Source organism: Sporosarcina newyorkensis (genome assembly GCF_900167515.1).
GTDB classification, from domain to species: Bacteria; Bacillota; Bacilli; order Bacillales_A; family Planococcaceae; genus Sporosarcina; species Sporosarcina newyorkensis.
The window spans coordinates 325,963-342,241 of sequence record NZ_FUYJ01000001.1; the positions used below are offsets into that span (position 1 = coordinate 325,963).

Here is a 16,279-nt window from a genome sequence, read left to right on the forward strand (position 1 = left end):
AAACGGTTTGCGACCCTATTGCAAAGCGTTTTTTTTTGATTTGATTACTAGACTTTCAGCTGTAGAGTGAATGGTATGGAAAAGCACAAGAAAAGCGCTTGTCCCGCTCCATTGTCGCGGTGATCGTTCACGAGAGTCGGGGGCACGCATACTGATTGAAAAATTGAAAAATTTAAAAACTCTTTACTGTCGAGTGTCCGCCACTCCATTTACTATTTTTCCAGACCTAATAAAATTAATTACTTAATTCAAAAAAGAAAAAGTAATGGAAAAACCACTTTGCTATGATTCTATTCAAGCAAGTAAAAAGAAAAAGTTGATAAGAAAGGGTAGAGGTGAAGAGATGATGAAAATGATGAATGAAGTACTACCGTCGAATATTGAGCTGGATCCCTTATTCAACCCAAAAAGAGTTGCCGTACTAGGTGCTTCGGAAAACACGAATAAAATTGGTTACTTGCAATTGAAAGCGCTATTAGACGCAGGATTTGAAGGCGAGATCTACCCCATCCATCCTACATCGAAAGAAATTGGAGAATTGCCTTGTTACGCAAGCGTAGGCGATACACCGGAACAAGTCGATTTGGCTATTCTCTGTGTCGGCATTCATCAAGTAGAGAAATGTTTGATCGATTGTGGCAAAAGCGGTGTCAAGGCGGCGATCGTCTTTGCATCCGGCTACTCGGAGATCGGAGAAGAAGGAATTGTTGCACAAAACCGCCTGAAAGAAATCGCGGAACAATACCATATGCGATTGATCGGCCCGAACTGTGTAGGTCTTCTCAATACAACAAATGGCTTGATGGGGACATTCTCCCCAGGGCTCACGAATGTGCCGCTTGGCAGGAAACGTGAAGTGGGTTTTGTTACGCAAAGTGGCGCGTTTGGCGTGTTGACGTATATTGCGGCAGCTCAACATGGTTTGACGTTTAATTACTTCGTCAGTGTCGGCAATGAAGTCGATGTGAGCTTCTCCGATGTTATTGAATACATGTTGCATGACTCAAAAACAAAAGTAGCAAGCGGCTATTTGGAAGGCGAGAAAAACGCAGCCAAGTTACGGAAACTAGCGAAATTCGCGCTTCAAATCAATAAACCGATCGTCATCATGAAGTCCGGACGAAGCAGCGCAGGCAGTCGTGCAGCGGCATCACATACCGGCTCATTGGCTGGTGCTGATAAAGTGTATGACGGATTCTTCAAGCAAGCAGGCATTGTGCGTGCGGACGATTACGATGATATTCTTTCATTCTCTAAATTATTCTTGGCCAATAAACTCCCGACAGGCAAAAATACAGTTATCGTCACGAGTTCAGGCGGTAGAGGAATCAACGAAGCGGATCGTTGTGAGTCGTACGGATTAAACATCCATGCGCTAAGCGATAAAGTACGAAAAGAAATTGAGAAAAACATTCCTGATTTTGCAAGCGCTTCCAATCCGGTTGATTTAACTGCAGCCGCATCGATTACCAATCCAGAATTGTATCTCGCACCATTAAAAGTACTAGTCAATGATCCGGATACGGACATCATCTTATTCCCTGAGTTCCCTATTCACTGGGATGAAAACACACCGCTCCTTCAGGAATTCGTTGAGATATGCAAGAACTCGGATAAGTTCGTGATGATATCGAACTTCCCGCTAAAAGGCATGTCTATTCCAAAAGGCGTCCAGTATCTCGAGGACAACGGTATCCCGTTCATTCTCGGTGACATGAATCCTATCCGCTCGTTGGCAAAATTAGTGGATTATGCAGAGGCTTACAGAAAGGCGCACAAAATCAGCGATGGGCCGGCAAGAACAGAACTGGACGTATCGAACATCCGGCACTTGTTACCCGCAAACCAAACGTTGAGCGAATCGCAGTCGAGCGAAATTCTCTCCGCGTACGGTATCCGCACAGCGAAGCGAATCACTGCCAAGACGGAGGATGCTGCAGTACAAGCTGCTAATAACATGGGGTATCCGGTTGTCATGAAAATCGATTCGCCTGATATTCCGCATAAGACGGAAGTCAACGGCATTCGGCTGAATGTCCAGAACGGGCAGGAAGTGCGCCAGGCGTTCAAGGAAATCTACGGCAGTGCAAAAGAACATTGCCCGACAGCGGATCTTCACGGCATATCCGTCCAGGAAATGTTGCCGGAAGGTGTGGAAGTCATCGTCGGTGTAACAAGTGATCCGACATTCGGTCCTGTCATTATGTTTGGTCTCGGCGGTGTCTTTGTAGAAGTCTTCAAAGATGTATCTTTCCGTGTCGCACCGATCACAAGACAAGATGCTATCGATAAGATGGAAAGCTTGAAGGGCTATCAAATCCTACAAGGCGTACGCAATAAAAAGCCCGTCGATCAAGAAGCAATCATCGACGTGTTATTGAAGGTTTCTAGATTAATTGAAGACTACTCGGATATTATTCAGGAAATAGACATTAACCCGTTAATCGTTTACGAAGACGGAATTGTAGCGGCAGATGCATTGATCATCACCAAATAAGAGGAGGATGGAAAATGGACTTGGATAAAAGTGTTATAGGCTTAATGAGCGACGAATACGTGTTTGAAGTCGAAAGTCGGCATGTCGGCCAATTCGCCACTGCCATCGGAGACGACAATCCACTCTATACAGACGACAGATATGCGAAGGAGTCGGCATACGAAGGGCTAATTGTCCCGCCCACATTCCCGATTGCGATGAACGACAGCAAAGTAGAAATGCCCTTACAACTTGACCACCGGCGGATGTTGCACGGTGAGCAAGAATTCCTCTACTACAAACCGATCCGCATAGGAGATCAACTACGTTGCCAGATCAAAGTAAGTGATCTGTATGACAAAGAAGGAAAGAGCGGAAAAATGCAGTTCTTGAAGCTTGATACGGAAATGAAAGATCCAACAGGCGAACTGGTCTGTATTAGCCGAATGAATATCGTCTATCGCGCAGCGAAAAACTAATGGGAGGGACTTCGTATGATCAAAGATTGGGTGTTGGAAGAATTGACTGTGGATCAGAAACTTGAACCGATGGTGAAGCCGCCGATTACGAAAGTGCAACTAGCACAATATGCAGGTGCTTCCGGGGATTTTAATCCGTTGCATCTGGACGATGGTTTTGCGCAGAAAATCGGAATGGATGGCGTCATAGCGCACGGCATGCTCGTAATGGGTTTCCTTGGGGAATATGTGATGAAAATTGCTGGCAAGGGAGCACGCGTCGCAAATTTTAAGATGCGTTTCGGCAAAATGACGGTACCGGGCGATGAAATACGCTGCACGGGTGTTGTCAAACGAACATATGAAGAAGATGGCAAGCGATGGATCGCACTAGATCTGACGGCCGAGATAGTATCGGGAGAAGTAGTCGGATCAGGCAGCGCCATCTTACAACTGACATAAACAGACGTGAAATAGGAGGAATATATCTATGGGAACTATTAAGGACCGCTATGCCATTGTAGGCGTAGGAGAGAGCGAACGTTCAAGAAAATCGGGAAAAACGCCTCTGCATTTGGCGCTCGATGCGGCCAACGCAGCAATCAAAGATGCGGGCTTGAAAGCGACGGACATCGACGGATTCATGAACTATAACGAAGGGGATTCCTGTACGTCCCACCAACTAGCAACCTATCTTGGTGTACGACCGAAGTATGTTAAGGATATCCAGGGCGGCGGAGCGAGTACGGAAATGCTCATTGCGGATGCAGTGGCGCTCATTGAAGCCGGCCAGCTGAACACGGTATTGATCTATCGTTCCATGAACGGTAGCTCGGGAACTCGTGTAGGTCGCGGATATGATCCCGATATGCTGCAGAGAGCGCTCACAGGCGGAAGCTTCGTGATTCCGTACGGATCGGCAAGCCCATCGCAATGGTTCGGCATGTATGCGACACGTCATATGCATGAAACGGGCATTACGAAAGAACATCTCGGGCACGTGTGCTTGAGCTTCTATGAGCATGCGCAACGAAATCCAAAAGCTTTCCTGCATGGTAAGCCGTTAACGATGGAAAACTATCTCGCTACACCGGATATTAGTTCTCCATTCAATATTCATGATTCATGCCTGGAACTCGATGAAGGAAATGCGATCATCGTAACGTCTGCTAAAAAAGCAAAAGACTGCGCGTCAAAATCGGTCTATATCATGGGGATGGCGGCAAGACAATGTCATCCGCACGCTCACTACTGGAACGATATCGACCAGGTTGCTTCTGATTACGTAGCGGAAGAGCTCTATGAAAACGCGGGTGTGACACCGGACGATATCGATGTTGCCTCCATCTATGACTGCTTCAGCTGGGTTGTTATGCGACAGCTTGAAGCATACGGATTTGCGAAACGTGGAGAAGTGGGAGATTTCGTTGCAGAAGGCAACTTGAAGATCGGCGGTAAACTACCAACCAATACAGCGGGCGGCATGCTATCCGAAGGTTACACACACGGAATGAACAATGCCATTGAAATCGTCAGACAGCTGCGCCATGACTACAAAGGAACCGACCGCCAAGTAGAAGATTGCAAGATCGGTATTTGTACCGGTTGGGCTGGACCGGATATCGCAGGCGCCATGATCTTACGAAACTAGGAGGAATAACTATGACACAAGCAAAGACTGCTTACCAAAAACCCATTCCATTGAAAGATATAGATAATGCTCCGTACTGGGATGCAGCGGACAAACACCAACTAGCTCTGCAAAAATGTGATGACTGTAATGCGTACTCACAACCGCCGGGCCCTACGTGCGCAAAATGCGGAAGTGAAAACGTCAGCTGGGAACAGTTCGGCGACGATATTAAAGCCACAGTCTATTCGTATGTGGTTTCCTACCGTCCATTCTTACCAGGTTTCCAGGATGAGTTACCGACGATTATCGCACTCGCACAGCTTGACAAAGTGCCAGAAGTGAAAATTATGGGTAACATCTTGAATTGCGAAGAAAAAGATTTGGAAATCGGTATGCCGATCCAAATGACATGGGTGGATATTACGGAAGACCGTGCATTGCCACAGTGGATTCCGGCTACAAATTGATCGATAAATGAGATAGAAAGGATGAGCGAGTGTGGATTTCTCTTTTACAAAAAAAGAAGAAAAATTTAGAATCGAACTACGAACATGGCTTGAAGCAAACCTTCCTGAAGGCTGGCTAGAAGGCAAGCGCGACTTGCCGGAAGACCTGGATGAATACTCACGTGTGTTACGTGCATGGCAAAATAAATTGTATGAAGGCGGATGGGCAGCCATCGCCTGGCCGAAAGAATATGGCGGCCGCAACGCAAGCTTGATGGAAGAAATCATCTACCACCAAGAAATGGTACGCGTCAAAGCGCCGCCACTCATCAACTATATCGGGATCCATATGGTAGGTCCTACATTGATCGACATTGGGACGGATGAACAAAAAGAGAGATACTTGAAAAAAATCCTAACAGGTGAAGAAATATGGTGCCAAGGCTATTCAGAGCCGGGCGCAGGGTCGGATTTAACAGGCCTGAAAACACGTGCAGTAAAAGACGGTGACCGCTGGCTCATCAATGGTCAGAAAATCTGGACAAGTTTTGGCCACGTGGCGGATAAATGCTTTCTTCTGACAAGAACGAGTACGCACCCAGAAAAGAAGCACCGTGGTATTACGGTGTTCATGATGGATATGCATCAACCAGGAGTCGAAACGTTTCCGATCGTGCAGATGGACGGACACAAAGACTTTAACGAAGTGTATATGACAGACGCTGTAGCGACAGATGCAGATATCGTCGGACAAGTAGACTCGGGCTGGCATGTTCTGATTGCCTTGATGCTCCATGAGCGTACGGGGATCGGTGCAGAACTCTTCACACTCGAAAAGCAATTCAACGATACAGTGGAACTGGCACAGCAGTATAAAGTAAATGGCAAACCATTGATTGAAAATCCTTTAGTCAGACAAAAATTGGCGAATTTCTATGCCCGCGTGCGCGGATCGCTCTTGAATTATTATAAAAACCTGACCACTACGATCAAAAACGGTCAACCAGGAGCGGAAACATCCATCGATAAATTGGTGGTAACTGAATTGAACCAGGCACTCTCTGCATTTGCAGTGGAGATTCAAGGACACCAAGGCGTGCTATTTGATAAGGATGCCGCAGCGGATCCGAAGTGGCAACATTTATTCCTCGCATCATTCGGACAGACAATCGGTGGCGGTACGAGTGAAGTACAACGCAATACGATTGGCGAGCGCGTACTAGGCTTGCCGAAAGACATGGGACGTTAATTGACTTGGAGGGATAAAATATGGACTTTTCACTGACAGAAGAGCAAGAAATGTTCCGTGGACATATCCGCAAAATGTTGGATAAATTCGGCGGTACACAGTTGGCTCGAGAAATGATTGACAATAATCCGGAAAATCTGAAGAAGGTGTACACGACATTAGCTGAACTTGGATGCAGTGGCATCAACATTCCTGAAGAATACGATGGTATGGATCTGGATGCACTCGATCTCGTTCCGACGTTCGAAGAGATGGGACGTTCACTAGTACCCGGCTTATTCATGGAAACTTCAGCGTTGGTAGTACCGACGCTGAAGAAATACGCCACAGAGGAGCAGAAGCAACAGTATCTGCCAGCGGTTGCCTCAGGAGAGAAACTGGTTTCATTCGCAGCACTGGAGCCTTTCAACGACTTCTCCCCAGCAGGTATCCAATGTACATTAGTACAGCAGGATGGACAGTATGTGCTTAACGGCACGAAGACGCTTGTACCGGAAGCGGAACTTGCGGATGCATTCCTCATATTGGTACGCACAAACCAGGAGGATCAAGAGGACGGATTATCTCTTGTGTTGATCGACAAGACAGAAGGGATGAACATCGAGAAACTATCTTCCTTTGACGAATCAAAACATGTAGCGAAAATCGAATTCAATAATCTAGTCATCAAAGAAGATCAAATTATAGGTGAAGTAGACAAGGGATGGATGCAGCTTCAAGAAGGTCTGTTGTACTTCAACGCTGCGCTTAGTTCATACATCGTCGGCGCAATGGAAAGTGTTGTCAATATGGCGACGGAATATGCGAAGATTCGGGAGCAGTTCGGCCAAGCGATCGGACGTTTCCAGGCGATCAAACACAGTATCGTCAACATGAAAGTGAATTTGGAAATTGCCCGTTCACTGAGTCATTATGCCAACTGGGTAGTAGATACGGACGAATTCGATCGAGAAGCAGCAGTATACAGCGCCCGTACATATGCGACGGAGAAATTCATCGAAGTTTCGGCACATAATATCCAGATTCACGGCGGAATCGGAATCACGGAAGAAATCGATTGTCATCTATTTGTAAAGCGCGCTCGCTATTATGATCAGTATTTAGGTTCCACCCCTTTCTATCAAGAAAAAGTAGTCTCTTCACTAGGCTGGTAATTTGAAGGAGGAAAATATATGACGAACGTATCCGAGAAATCCAAATTGACGACTTACGGCAATATCATCAACGGCAAGATCGTACAAGCGAAGGACGGGGCCGTAGCCGACAGTATCGACCCGTCAACAGGCGAAGTGTGGGCAAAGATCCCGTCAAGTAAGAAAGAAGATGCAGAACTCGTGATCCAGGCGGCACGCGGAGCATTTGAAGGCTGGGCTGACCTACCGGCACGTACACGCGGCGATTATATGCGCAAGATCGGGGATATGATACCCGAGTACGCTGCAGAGCTGCTTGAACTTGAGACGCGTAACAACGGCTGGGTACTGGATGAATATGGCTATCTCGCGGAAGTATTGAAGCAAGTCTGGTACGATGCAGCGAGTGCGGCAACATTAGTAGGCGGACAAGGGCGCACTGTACAGATGGGTACAGGAGATTTCGGTTTCACTGTACGCAAGCCGTACGGAGTAGTAGTCGGAATATTACCTTGGAACGCACCATTGTTTACATTTACGATCAAAGCTGCTTATGCGCTCGCAGCAGGCAATACAGTAGTGATTAAGCCGGCTGAAAGCGGAGCGGTTGGATCTTTGCGCTACGGTGAATTGATTTCACAAATTCTGCCTCCTGGCGTACTCAATGTCATTTCCGGTTCCGGTCGCGAAATTGGAGATTATCTTGTCAGTCACGAAGAAGTGAATAAAGTGAGTTTGACAGGTTCAAAGGCAACAGCGGAACGCATCACAAAAGCAACTGCCCATTCACCGAAGTCATTGATTTTTGAACTGGGCGGCAAGTCACCGAATATCGTTTTTGAAGATGCAAATATCGAGCAGGCGGTACATGGATTGATCAACGGAATCTTTACTCCGAACTCCGGCCAGATTTGTGTGGGTGGTTCACGCATGTTGATCCAGCGCTCTATTTACGATGAGGTGATAGGTCGCTTGAAAGAGTTGATGACGGACAAGGAATTTGTCAAGCACGGTAACACACTAGATACTACTAATACAATGGGACCTATCGCAAATGAAGCGCAATTCAAGTCGGTTTGCAGGTATATCGACGAAGCGTCAAAAGACGAGTATGAGGTAGTGTTCGGCGGAAAATACGGCGGACAGGAGGTTCTGCCGGGTCAACCTGAATTCGCGGACGGGTACTGGGTGCAACCTACACTCGTGAAAGTAGCGGACAACAGCACGAAACTAGCTCGTGAAGAAATTTTCGGTCCTGTGGCGGTTGCTATTCCGTTCGATACGGAAGAAGAAGCCATTCAAATTGCCAATGACACGAACTTCGGTCTGGCAGCGGGCGTATGGACGCAAAATCTCGGTCTTGCACATCGTATGATTGATAAGCTTCAAGCGGGTAATGTATGGGTCAATACGTACGCTAGAGTAGGAGCGGACCTGCCGTTTAGCGGTGTAAAGGAAAGTGGTTACGGTACGGACTCGATTTTGGATTATTCACAGGAAAAAGCTTGTGTCATTAATATCGGCTAAATAGCCAGTAACACTCTGATCTGTGGCGGGAGAGCTTCGGTTTTGCTCTGAGCAGACTGAAACTCCTTCTGCGGATTTACTTTTTTAGACCACAGCTAGATGTGACATAATAACCAAAGCTTGAAAACCATTCCATCATCGATAAAGGGAGGCCACTATATGAGTGAAATGGCATTGAAAGATAAATCGATTAATAGAGGTTTTTTATTCATAAGTTTCGGAGCATTCTTTATTATGTTAAGTTTAGCAACCCATCTTCCCGCATACCCGCATATGATTGCCGAATTTAATCTGACGCCGGGATACGCAGTCTGGATGCAACTGGGTCTGGCTGTTGGTTTAACAGGATTCCAGCCACTACTTGGATGGATTGGAGATTCGTTCGGATTGAAGATCGTCATCCTAATTGGCGGTATTTTCATGGTAATCGGATCATTGCTCGTAGCATTCTCGTTTTCTTTCTGGGTGCTCGTTCTCGGTTTATTCTTTAAAGGTATTTCGGGCGCGGCGATTGCGCCATCGGGGATTGCCTATGCCGGTAAATTCATGGTCGGGACACAGCGGGGGAAGGCGATTGGAACGTTTGCGGCGTTTATTACAATCGGTGCGGTATTTGGTCCGGTCATCAGCGGTATGATCGTCGATACGATGAACTGGCAGGCAAGCTTTATATTCACTGCTGTTCTTGGTGGTTTAGGCATTGCACTCTTTGCTTTTGTTCCACACGTCAAAGCACAAGCACGTAAGAAGTTGGATGTTCTTGGTTTGATTTTCGTTATCGCTCTATTGCTCGGTTTGCTGACGATTCCAACATTCATTAACAGCTTCGGAATCGAATCTGGAATGTGGGTTCCATCATTGCTAGTATTCGTCACTGCGTTGATCATCTTGATCGTTGTAGAGAAAAAACAAAAAGCACCGTTGCTCGATTTAGAGTATGTTGCGAATCGGAACTTCTGGGTACCTACGACGATTGCTGTATTCATCCTTATTGGATACGCAGGTGTGATGTACTTGCTGACATTCTTTGTACAAAACGTACAAGGAAAAGACGCTACGACTGTAGGTTTCCTGCAGATGGCAGTGTTCCTCGGGACGTCGGTCGCAGCATATTGCAGTGGAAGAGTTTTAAAGAAATTTTCGGCCCGGACCATTATGGGATCGGGAATTCTCATCTTTTCTTCCGGGATCATCATGTTGAGTTTCGTTAATCTTACGACATCGTTTGCTTATTTGTTCACGGCGATGAGTCTGGTGGGGGTTGGAGCTGGTCTCAAAACGCCGGTCGTCAAAGCATTGGTCGTTTCTAAAGCTTCCGTGCAACGGATGAATGTCGTGACGTTTACGAACACGGTAATAGAAAACCTTGCACAGAGAATGGGTGCTTCGTTTGCGTTGGTCGCGTTCTCAATCTTCTCTGCAAGCGGTAATAACGTCGGCGCGGTAGTGAATACATCTTTCGTCATCATGGGTTTCATCGTCATTGCACTATTATTCTTGCCGTTAATTCCTAAAACAATTCACGGGATCCATACAAGTGAAGAGGATTTAGTTGGTACGAAAATATTGCCGAAACCTTTAAACACTGAAGAAATCAAATAATGGTAACTCTAGAGTACAAGGAGGAGACTTATACATGAATATTTATGTCTTACTGAAAAAAACATTCGACACGGAAGAAGCAATTTCCGTGTCAGGCAATCAAATAGATGAAAGTGGTGCGGAGTTCATTATTAATCCGTACGACGAATACGCAGTCGAAGAAGCGATCCAGCAACGCGACAAGCACGGCGGAACGGTGACTGTTGTGACGATTGGTGATGAGGACTCGGAGAAGCAATTGCGTACGGCACTTGCGATGGGCGCAGATGACGCGGTACTCATCGATACGAGTGACGACCTTGATGAAGGTGATCAATTCACGACAGCGAAGATTCTTGAGACATTTTTTGAAGGAAAAGAAGCGGATTTGATCCTCGCAGGCAATGTGGCAATTGACGAGGCGAGCGGACAAGTAGGACCCCGTCTAGCGGAGCGCCTAAATATGCCTTTTATTACGACGATCGTCAAGCTGGATATTGAAGACGGCACGGCGAAAATTGAGAAGGACGTCGAAGGGGATCTCGAGAAAATTGAAGTATCCTTGCCGGTGCTCATAACGTGCCAGCAAGGACTGAATGAGCCAAGATATACGTCCCTTCCTGGTATCATGAAGGCGAAGAAAAAGCCACTTGAGCAACTTGAGCTCGATGATTTGGATCTCGATGAAGACGACGTGGAAGCGAAGACGGCAACGATTTCTATTTTCTTGCCTCCTAAAAAGCAGGCAGGGCGCATTTTGGTTGGTGAGACAGGAGAGCAAGTCAAAGAACTGGTCAGCTTATTATCCAATGAAGCGAAAGTAATCTAAGCAATCTACGAAACGAAAGGAGTTTTACTATGAGTGAAAAGATACTAGTAATCGGGGAATTGCAGCAAGGGGTTCTTCGTAAAGTAAGTTATGAGACGATCGCAGCGGCAAAACAAATAAACGAAAACGTAGAAATTCTGGCATTGGTACTAGGTGACGGAGACTTGCAACAACCGGCTGAAGAAATGATTCACTATGGTGCAGATCGTGTCATTACCGTCTCACATGCTAACTTGAGCAATTATACATCGGAAGGCTACGGACAGGTCATCATGGAAGTGATGGAGGATGAGAAACCATCTAGTATCATCATGGGCCATACGTCAGTCGGTAAAGATGTGACACCTAAAATCGCAAGTCGTCTGGAGCTTGGATTGATCTCGGATGCGGTGGCAATTGAAAAAGAAGACGATCAAGTAGTCTTCACTAGACCGATCTACTCCGGTAAAGCGTTTGAAAAGAAAGTGATGAAAGACGATGGACTGCTATTCGCCACGATCCGTCCGAATAATATTTCCGCATTGGAGCCTGACGCTAGCCGAACGGGTGACGTCATAGCAAAAGAAGTGGATGTCAAAGACTTGCGTACGATCGTCAAAGAAGTTATCCGCAAGAAAACGGAAGGCGTAGATTTATCGGAAGCGAAAATCGTTATTGCTGGCGGACGCGGCGTCAAGAGCACCGAAGGATTCAATGCATTGTATGAGCTAGCGGACTTGCTAGGCGGCGCTGTAGGGGCTTCTCGAGGTGCCTGTGATGCAGATTACTGCGATTACTCGCTGCAAATCGGTCAAACAGGAAAAGTGGTTACGCCCGATCTCTATATCGCGGTAGGTATTTCCGGAGCAATCCAGCATATGGCAGGCATGTCGAACTCCAAAGTGATTGTCGCAATCAACAGCGATGAAGAAGCGAATATCTTTAAGATGGCAGATTACGGTATTGTTGGAGATCTGTTCGAAGTTCTTCCGTTACTCATCAAAGAAATAAAATTAGAAGGTGCGCTCGTATCATAAGTGCCTGTTAACCATAAAAAGCTCGTACAGTTCAATTTATGAACTGTACGAGCTTTTTTGGCTTAGTCTATAACGCGACTAACTTTTTTACCGCGAAAGCGAATAGATAATTCTATAAATTCATGATATACTACTTGAAACTTACGGTTTATCGGGGGGACTATTTTGAACAATTACGATTTACTGTTAAATGACACGAACTGTGAACTGACCCATCATCAAAACATCGCAAATAAAATCGACCACTTCCAAGTGATCATTATACACGATCACCGGCATAACTTCTTTGACTATAACTACTTAATTAATTTTCCATCTGAAAACGTACGAAAAAAAGTGGATGCCAACCGTATTTTCCCGAGGGGGAAAAACGAGACATTCATCGTCCGTCAGCAAGACTACGAAAACAATATTGATTTATTTTTCAAGATTCGTGTTGATGCGAGACGCGAAGTGCTCGCGAAATCGACAGAGTTCATGGTCGCTAAATTTTTTAGTACTTATGAAGGTCATCTTGCACCGTTGTTTGTGAATAAGCCAACACTCAAATGGGAAATCCTAAATAAATTATATGCTAAATACGATAAAATGGTACGTGCACATACACGTCTAAATGATGAGAATTCTTGGAATGTATTCAGCACGTGGTATAGGACGTATTTAATGAACCATACCGTCAGTGAGATGATGAAAAAGCATGGATACGATACTCTGAACGCTCTTGAAAGAGAAATATTGAATGTATTATTCCTCGAAGAAATGAGGATGAATTTCGCTTCCAACGATAGCTTTCTGAATAAATTTACCGCTGACGTCAACGTTTACATCGAAAAAATGCTTTCGGAAATACTTGCGGTGTTTGAATTAGAAAAAAATTCAATGGAACAGATCAATGAATTACTCGGAGTCGGCGAGCAGGTTTCCGTACATCAGCCTATTGAATCAACAGCAAAAACGAATAATCTTGTTGTCATGAGCAATGCTATCTATCAATTCATTACGGAAGCGATTTCTAACCAAAACTTTGTCTGCGAGCTCGGTCAATGGCCACGAGCAACTATTCAAGGTGCTAGATTAGCAGGTTCTTTACAGTTACTTCCGCGTGAAGAGGATCGAACAGCAAGTCGTATGAATCAACTGCATAATGATGCTCAGATGTTATCAGAAGTCGATGTGGACGTATTAGATTCTCTATGCCATTTGTATTTGGCGCAATTAGGTGACCGCGTAGAAATCCGCTTCGATGATCTACTGACAATCCGTGGACTGAAGACAAAACTTGGAGGAACAGGTAGGCGCGGTGGTTATGAAAAAGAACAACGTATCCAAGTGTTGAAAGCGCTTTCAAATATACAGTCACTATGGATGGAACTTGAGACGGTCTTAGTATATGAACAAGGTAAACCTGTCAACAAGAAGATGCAAGGGCGTGCGTTCATTTTTTCGAATGAAGACGGCAGTCCATGCGAATTAAATGAAAAGTCACTACCCGAACGTCTATATGTAACGATTGGGGAAGTTTTTGAGCCTTTCTTGCAAGGTGCTGCCAGACAAGTAAAGTTATTACCGAATCAAGCGATTGAATTCAATCCGTATCAAAGGAAATGGGAGAAAAAACTCATCCGTTATGTAAGCTGGCGTTGGCGTACTCAGGCACGAAAAGCAAGCTATTTGCAGCCGCATAAAATCAGTACATTACTCGAAAAAATCGGTATACAAATAGATTCACAAGCACCTTCACGTATTCGGGACCGACTGGAGAAAGCCCTTGACCTATTGGAAGAAGAAGGTGTAATCACATTTTGGCAGTACAATCATTGGAACGAGGACGGTATGTCGAAAAAAGGATGGCTACGTATCTGGTTAGATGCTACGATCATCATCGCGCCACCTGACGAGATTGTTAGCTATTATGAGCCGATTGAGAGAAAGAAATCAATCAAGACACCAAACAATTTTTCCTTAGCGCAAACTAAAGAAGAAGTTTGCAAGAACATTGGTAGTGTTTTTAAGGAGTGTCGCATTAACCGTGGTTTAACACTGAAACAAGTATCCGACGAATTGAATATTTCGACATCCTATATAAGCAATATTGAACGAGGTGGATCATTACCGTCACAAACCGTCTATAAAAAGATGAAGGACTGGATAACGTAAGTCGCAATGACTTAATATGTGTCAGCTTCACTCAAATACGTAGTTAATGTTTAAAAACCGAACGTACAGGCGCTAAAATAGTGTTATACTAAGCAAAGCTCATTTTTAATCGAGCTTTGCATTTTTATATGTATAATTTGCAATTATTTTTAATAAGTAGAGTGTCAAATTCACCTTAAAAAGCGCTAATATCTCAATATCACAAGTATACTTATAACTGAAACTTAACTTCCTATAATTTATATTATGTTCGGGGCGTTCTGCGCGCTCTATATTTTACGCACTCTCTAATACCTTCCACGCTACTCTTCTAAGCGGTTTTTATGTTCTTTTGTTTTCAAATCGCTAAAATCAATATGATCCACACAATACTCAATGACATCATTGACGAACAGCTTTTGTTCTTTTGCCAGCTGTTTGACGGTTTCCAATAATTCTTTGTCATATGTAGTTTTATATTGAATTCGATCTTTCGGGCGTAAATTTTTATCATACTGAATCACATCATGCGTTATAATATTTCGTAAACCGTTTTCCAATAAATAATTGCTGTATGTATTGTATTCCTCGGATAAATCGTCTAGTCGCTGTAAAATCTCTTTGCTGATGTTCGTACGAAATTTCACACGCGTCTCATCGGTTGTTTGAATCATTTTTCCGTTCACTAATTTCCACATGATAATTCCTCCTTTTAATATATAAAACAAACCGTGATCAAAAATTCACGGAGTTGTTTTTTGAAGTCGTTCTGTTTGCTGCAGTTCAGTAAGGTTTTGTGCGCCGACTGCAAACATTGCCATCCGTAATTCGAGTTCTCTAATTTCCATTGTTTGTAAAACACTTTCTACAGAAACGGTTGCTTCCTCTAAAATCGATCTTCCAAAACCGACAAAATCTGCACCCAATGCGAAACACTTTGCAGCATCTACGCCAGTGTGCAACCCACCACTTGCAATTAATATTTTTTCATCCATAGTCGGTTTCACTAACTCCACAGAGCTCGCAGTAGGTATGCCCCACTCACTGAATGCGGCGGCAGCTTGTTGCTTAACTGGGTCCGTCCGAAATCTTTCAACTTGGCTCCATGATGTGCCTCCTGCTCCTGCAACATCGATAAAAGAAATACCGACATCCAGCAGTTTTTCGGCAGTGGACCGATCAATTCCCCATCCCACTTCTTTAATACCAACTGGAATGGACAAATCAGTACATAGTTTTTCTATTTTTGGCAGTAAACTGCTGAAATTTGTGTTTCCTTCCGGCTGAATGACTTCCTGAAGAATATTAAGATGAAGGACAAGCGCATCTGCGTCTGTATAATCAATGATTTTTCGGCATTCTGTTGCAGCAAAGCCGTAATTCAACTGAACTGCGCCCAAGTTTGCGATGATCGGAATGGTGGGAGCATACTCTCTCAGATCAAAAGATTGTCTATATGCTTCACTTTCGATTAAAGCACGCGTCGAGCCAAGTGCAAGGGCCCAGCCTCTTTGCTCTGCGGTCAGTGCCAAGTTTCGGTTGATCGTTTCAGCAAAATTAGCACCTCCTGTCATGGAACTGATTAAAAATGGAGTCTTGCATAATTTCGTGAAAAAAGCCTGTTCTATATCAATATCGTCAAATGCCAGTTCAGGCAGTGCATTATGTATAAAATGATAGTGCTCTAAGCCCGTTGTAATCGTGTTTCCTGTCACTTGTTCTTCTAAGACGATTTGGATATGTTCTGCTTTGCGGTCATTTAGCTGTTTGCTCACAGGATTGGCCCCTCTTCAAT

At 44.7% G+C, this 16,279-nt stretch carries 14 protein-coding genes; 12 read left to right on the forward strand and 2 right to left on the reverse strand.

Annotated features, from left to right (window positions below; genetic code table 11):
- Positions 1–343: 343 nt before the first annotated feature.
- The 12 genes from B5D59_RS01765 (at position 344) to B5D59_RS01820 (ending at position 14,505) form a co-directional block, all read left to right on the forward strand.
- Positions 344–2,497 (forward strand): acetate--CoA ligase family protein, encoded by a 2,154-nt coding sequence (locus tag B5D59_RS01765; protein WP_245799413.1) that lies wholly within the window; start codon positions 344–346, stop codon positions 2,495–2,497.
- 14 nt (positions 2,498–2,511) lie between these two features.
- On the forward strand, positions 2,512–2,955 hold the full coding sequence (locus B5D59_RS01770) for an FAS1-like dehydratase domain-containing protein (protein ID WP_009496660.1): 444 nt from the start codon (positions 2,512–2,514) through the stop codon (positions 2,953–2,955).
- 15 nt (positions 2,956–2,970) lie between these two features.
- Positions 2,971–3,396, forward strand: a complete 426-nt coding sequence (locus B5D59_RS01775; RefSeq protein WP_078816621.1) for a MaoC/PaaZ C-terminal domain-containing protein — start codon at positions 2,971–2,973, stop codon at positions 3,394–3,396.
- A 28-nt stretch (positions 3,397–3,424) separates the two neighbouring features.
- The gene (locus B5D59_RS01780) at positions 3,425–4,585 is read left to right on the forward strand and encodes a thiolase C-terminal domain-containing protein (RefSeq protein ID WP_078816622.1); all 1,161 of its coding nucleotides are present in this window, start codon (positions 3,425–3,427) and stop codon (positions 4,583–4,585) included.
- Between the two features lie 11 nt (positions 4,586–4,596).
- Positions 4,597–5,034, forward strand: coding sequence for a Zn-ribbon domain-containing OB-fold protein (locus tag B5D59_RS01785; protein ID WP_009496657.1), 438 nt, complete (start codon positions 4,597–4,599; stop codon positions 5,032–5,034).
- A 31-nt stretch (positions 5,035–5,065) separates the two neighbouring features.
- Positions 5,066–6,262, forward strand: a complete 1,197-nt coding sequence (locus B5D59_RS01790) for an acyl-CoA dehydrogenase family protein (protein WP_078816623.1) — start codon at positions 5,066–5,068, stop codon at positions 6,260–6,262.
- Positions 6,263–6,282: 20 nt separating this feature from the next.
- The gene (locus tag B5D59_RS01795) at positions 6,283–7,416 is read left to right on the forward strand and encodes an acyl-CoA dehydrogenase family protein (RefSeq protein ID WP_078816624.1); all 1,134 of its coding nucleotides are present in this window, start codon (positions 6,283–6,285) and stop codon (positions 7,414–7,416) included.
- 18 nt (positions 7,417–7,434) lie between these two features.
- A complete protein-coding gene (locus tag B5D59_RS01800; RefSeq protein WP_078816625.1) occupies positions 7,435–8,922 on the forward strand; it encodes an aldehyde dehydrogenase family protein in 1,488 nt (495 codons plus the stop codon).
- 159 nt (positions 8,923–9,081) lie between these two features.
- Positions 9,082–10,524 carry an MFS transporter gene (locus tag B5D59_RS01805; RefSeq protein WP_078816626.1) on the forward strand — a complete coding sequence of 481 codons (1,443 nt, stop codon included), beginning with the start codon at positions 9,082–9,084 and terminating at the stop codon, positions 10,522–10,524.
- Between the two features lie 34 nt (positions 10,525–10,558).
- On the forward strand, positions 10,559–11,332 hold the full coding sequence (locus tag B5D59_RS01810; protein ID WP_078816627.1) for an electron transfer flavoprotein subunit beta/FixA family protein: 774 nt from the start codon (positions 10,559–10,561) through the stop codon (positions 11,330–11,332).
- 29 nt (positions 11,333–11,361) lie between these two features.
- Positions 11,362–12,348, forward strand: coding sequence for an electron transfer flavoprotein subunit alpha/FixB family protein (locus B5D59_RS01815; RefSeq protein WP_078816628.1), 987 nt, complete (start codon positions 11,362–11,364; stop codon positions 12,346–12,348).
- A gap of 165 nt (positions 12,349–12,513) precedes the next feature.
- Positions 12,514–14,505 (forward strand): helix-turn-helix domain-containing protein, encoded by a 1,992-nt coding sequence (locus tag B5D59_RS01820; protein ID WP_078816629.1) that lies wholly within the window; start codon positions 12,514–12,516, stop codon positions 14,503–14,505.
- Between the two features lie 302 nt (positions 14,506–14,807).
- On the opposite strand, the gene B5D59_RS01825 is transcribed toward B5D59_RS01820, so the two are convergent.
- Together B5D59_RS01825 and fni are read right to left on the reverse strand one after the other, a co-directional pair.
- The gene (locus B5D59_RS01825; protein WP_009496648.1) at positions 14,808–15,182 is read right to left on the reverse strand and encodes a hypothetical protein; all 375 of its coding nucleotides are present in this window, start codon (positions 15,180–15,182) and stop codon (positions 14,808–14,810) included.
- Positions 15,183–15,227: 45 nt separating this feature from the next.
- On the reverse strand, positions 15,228–16,259 hold the full coding sequence (gene fni / locus B5D59_RS01830) for a type 2 isopentenyl-diphosphate Delta-isomerase (protein WP_078816630.1): 1,032 nt from the start codon (positions 16,257–16,259) through the stop codon (positions 15,228–15,230).
- Positions 16,260–16,279: the final 20 nt, after the last annotated feature.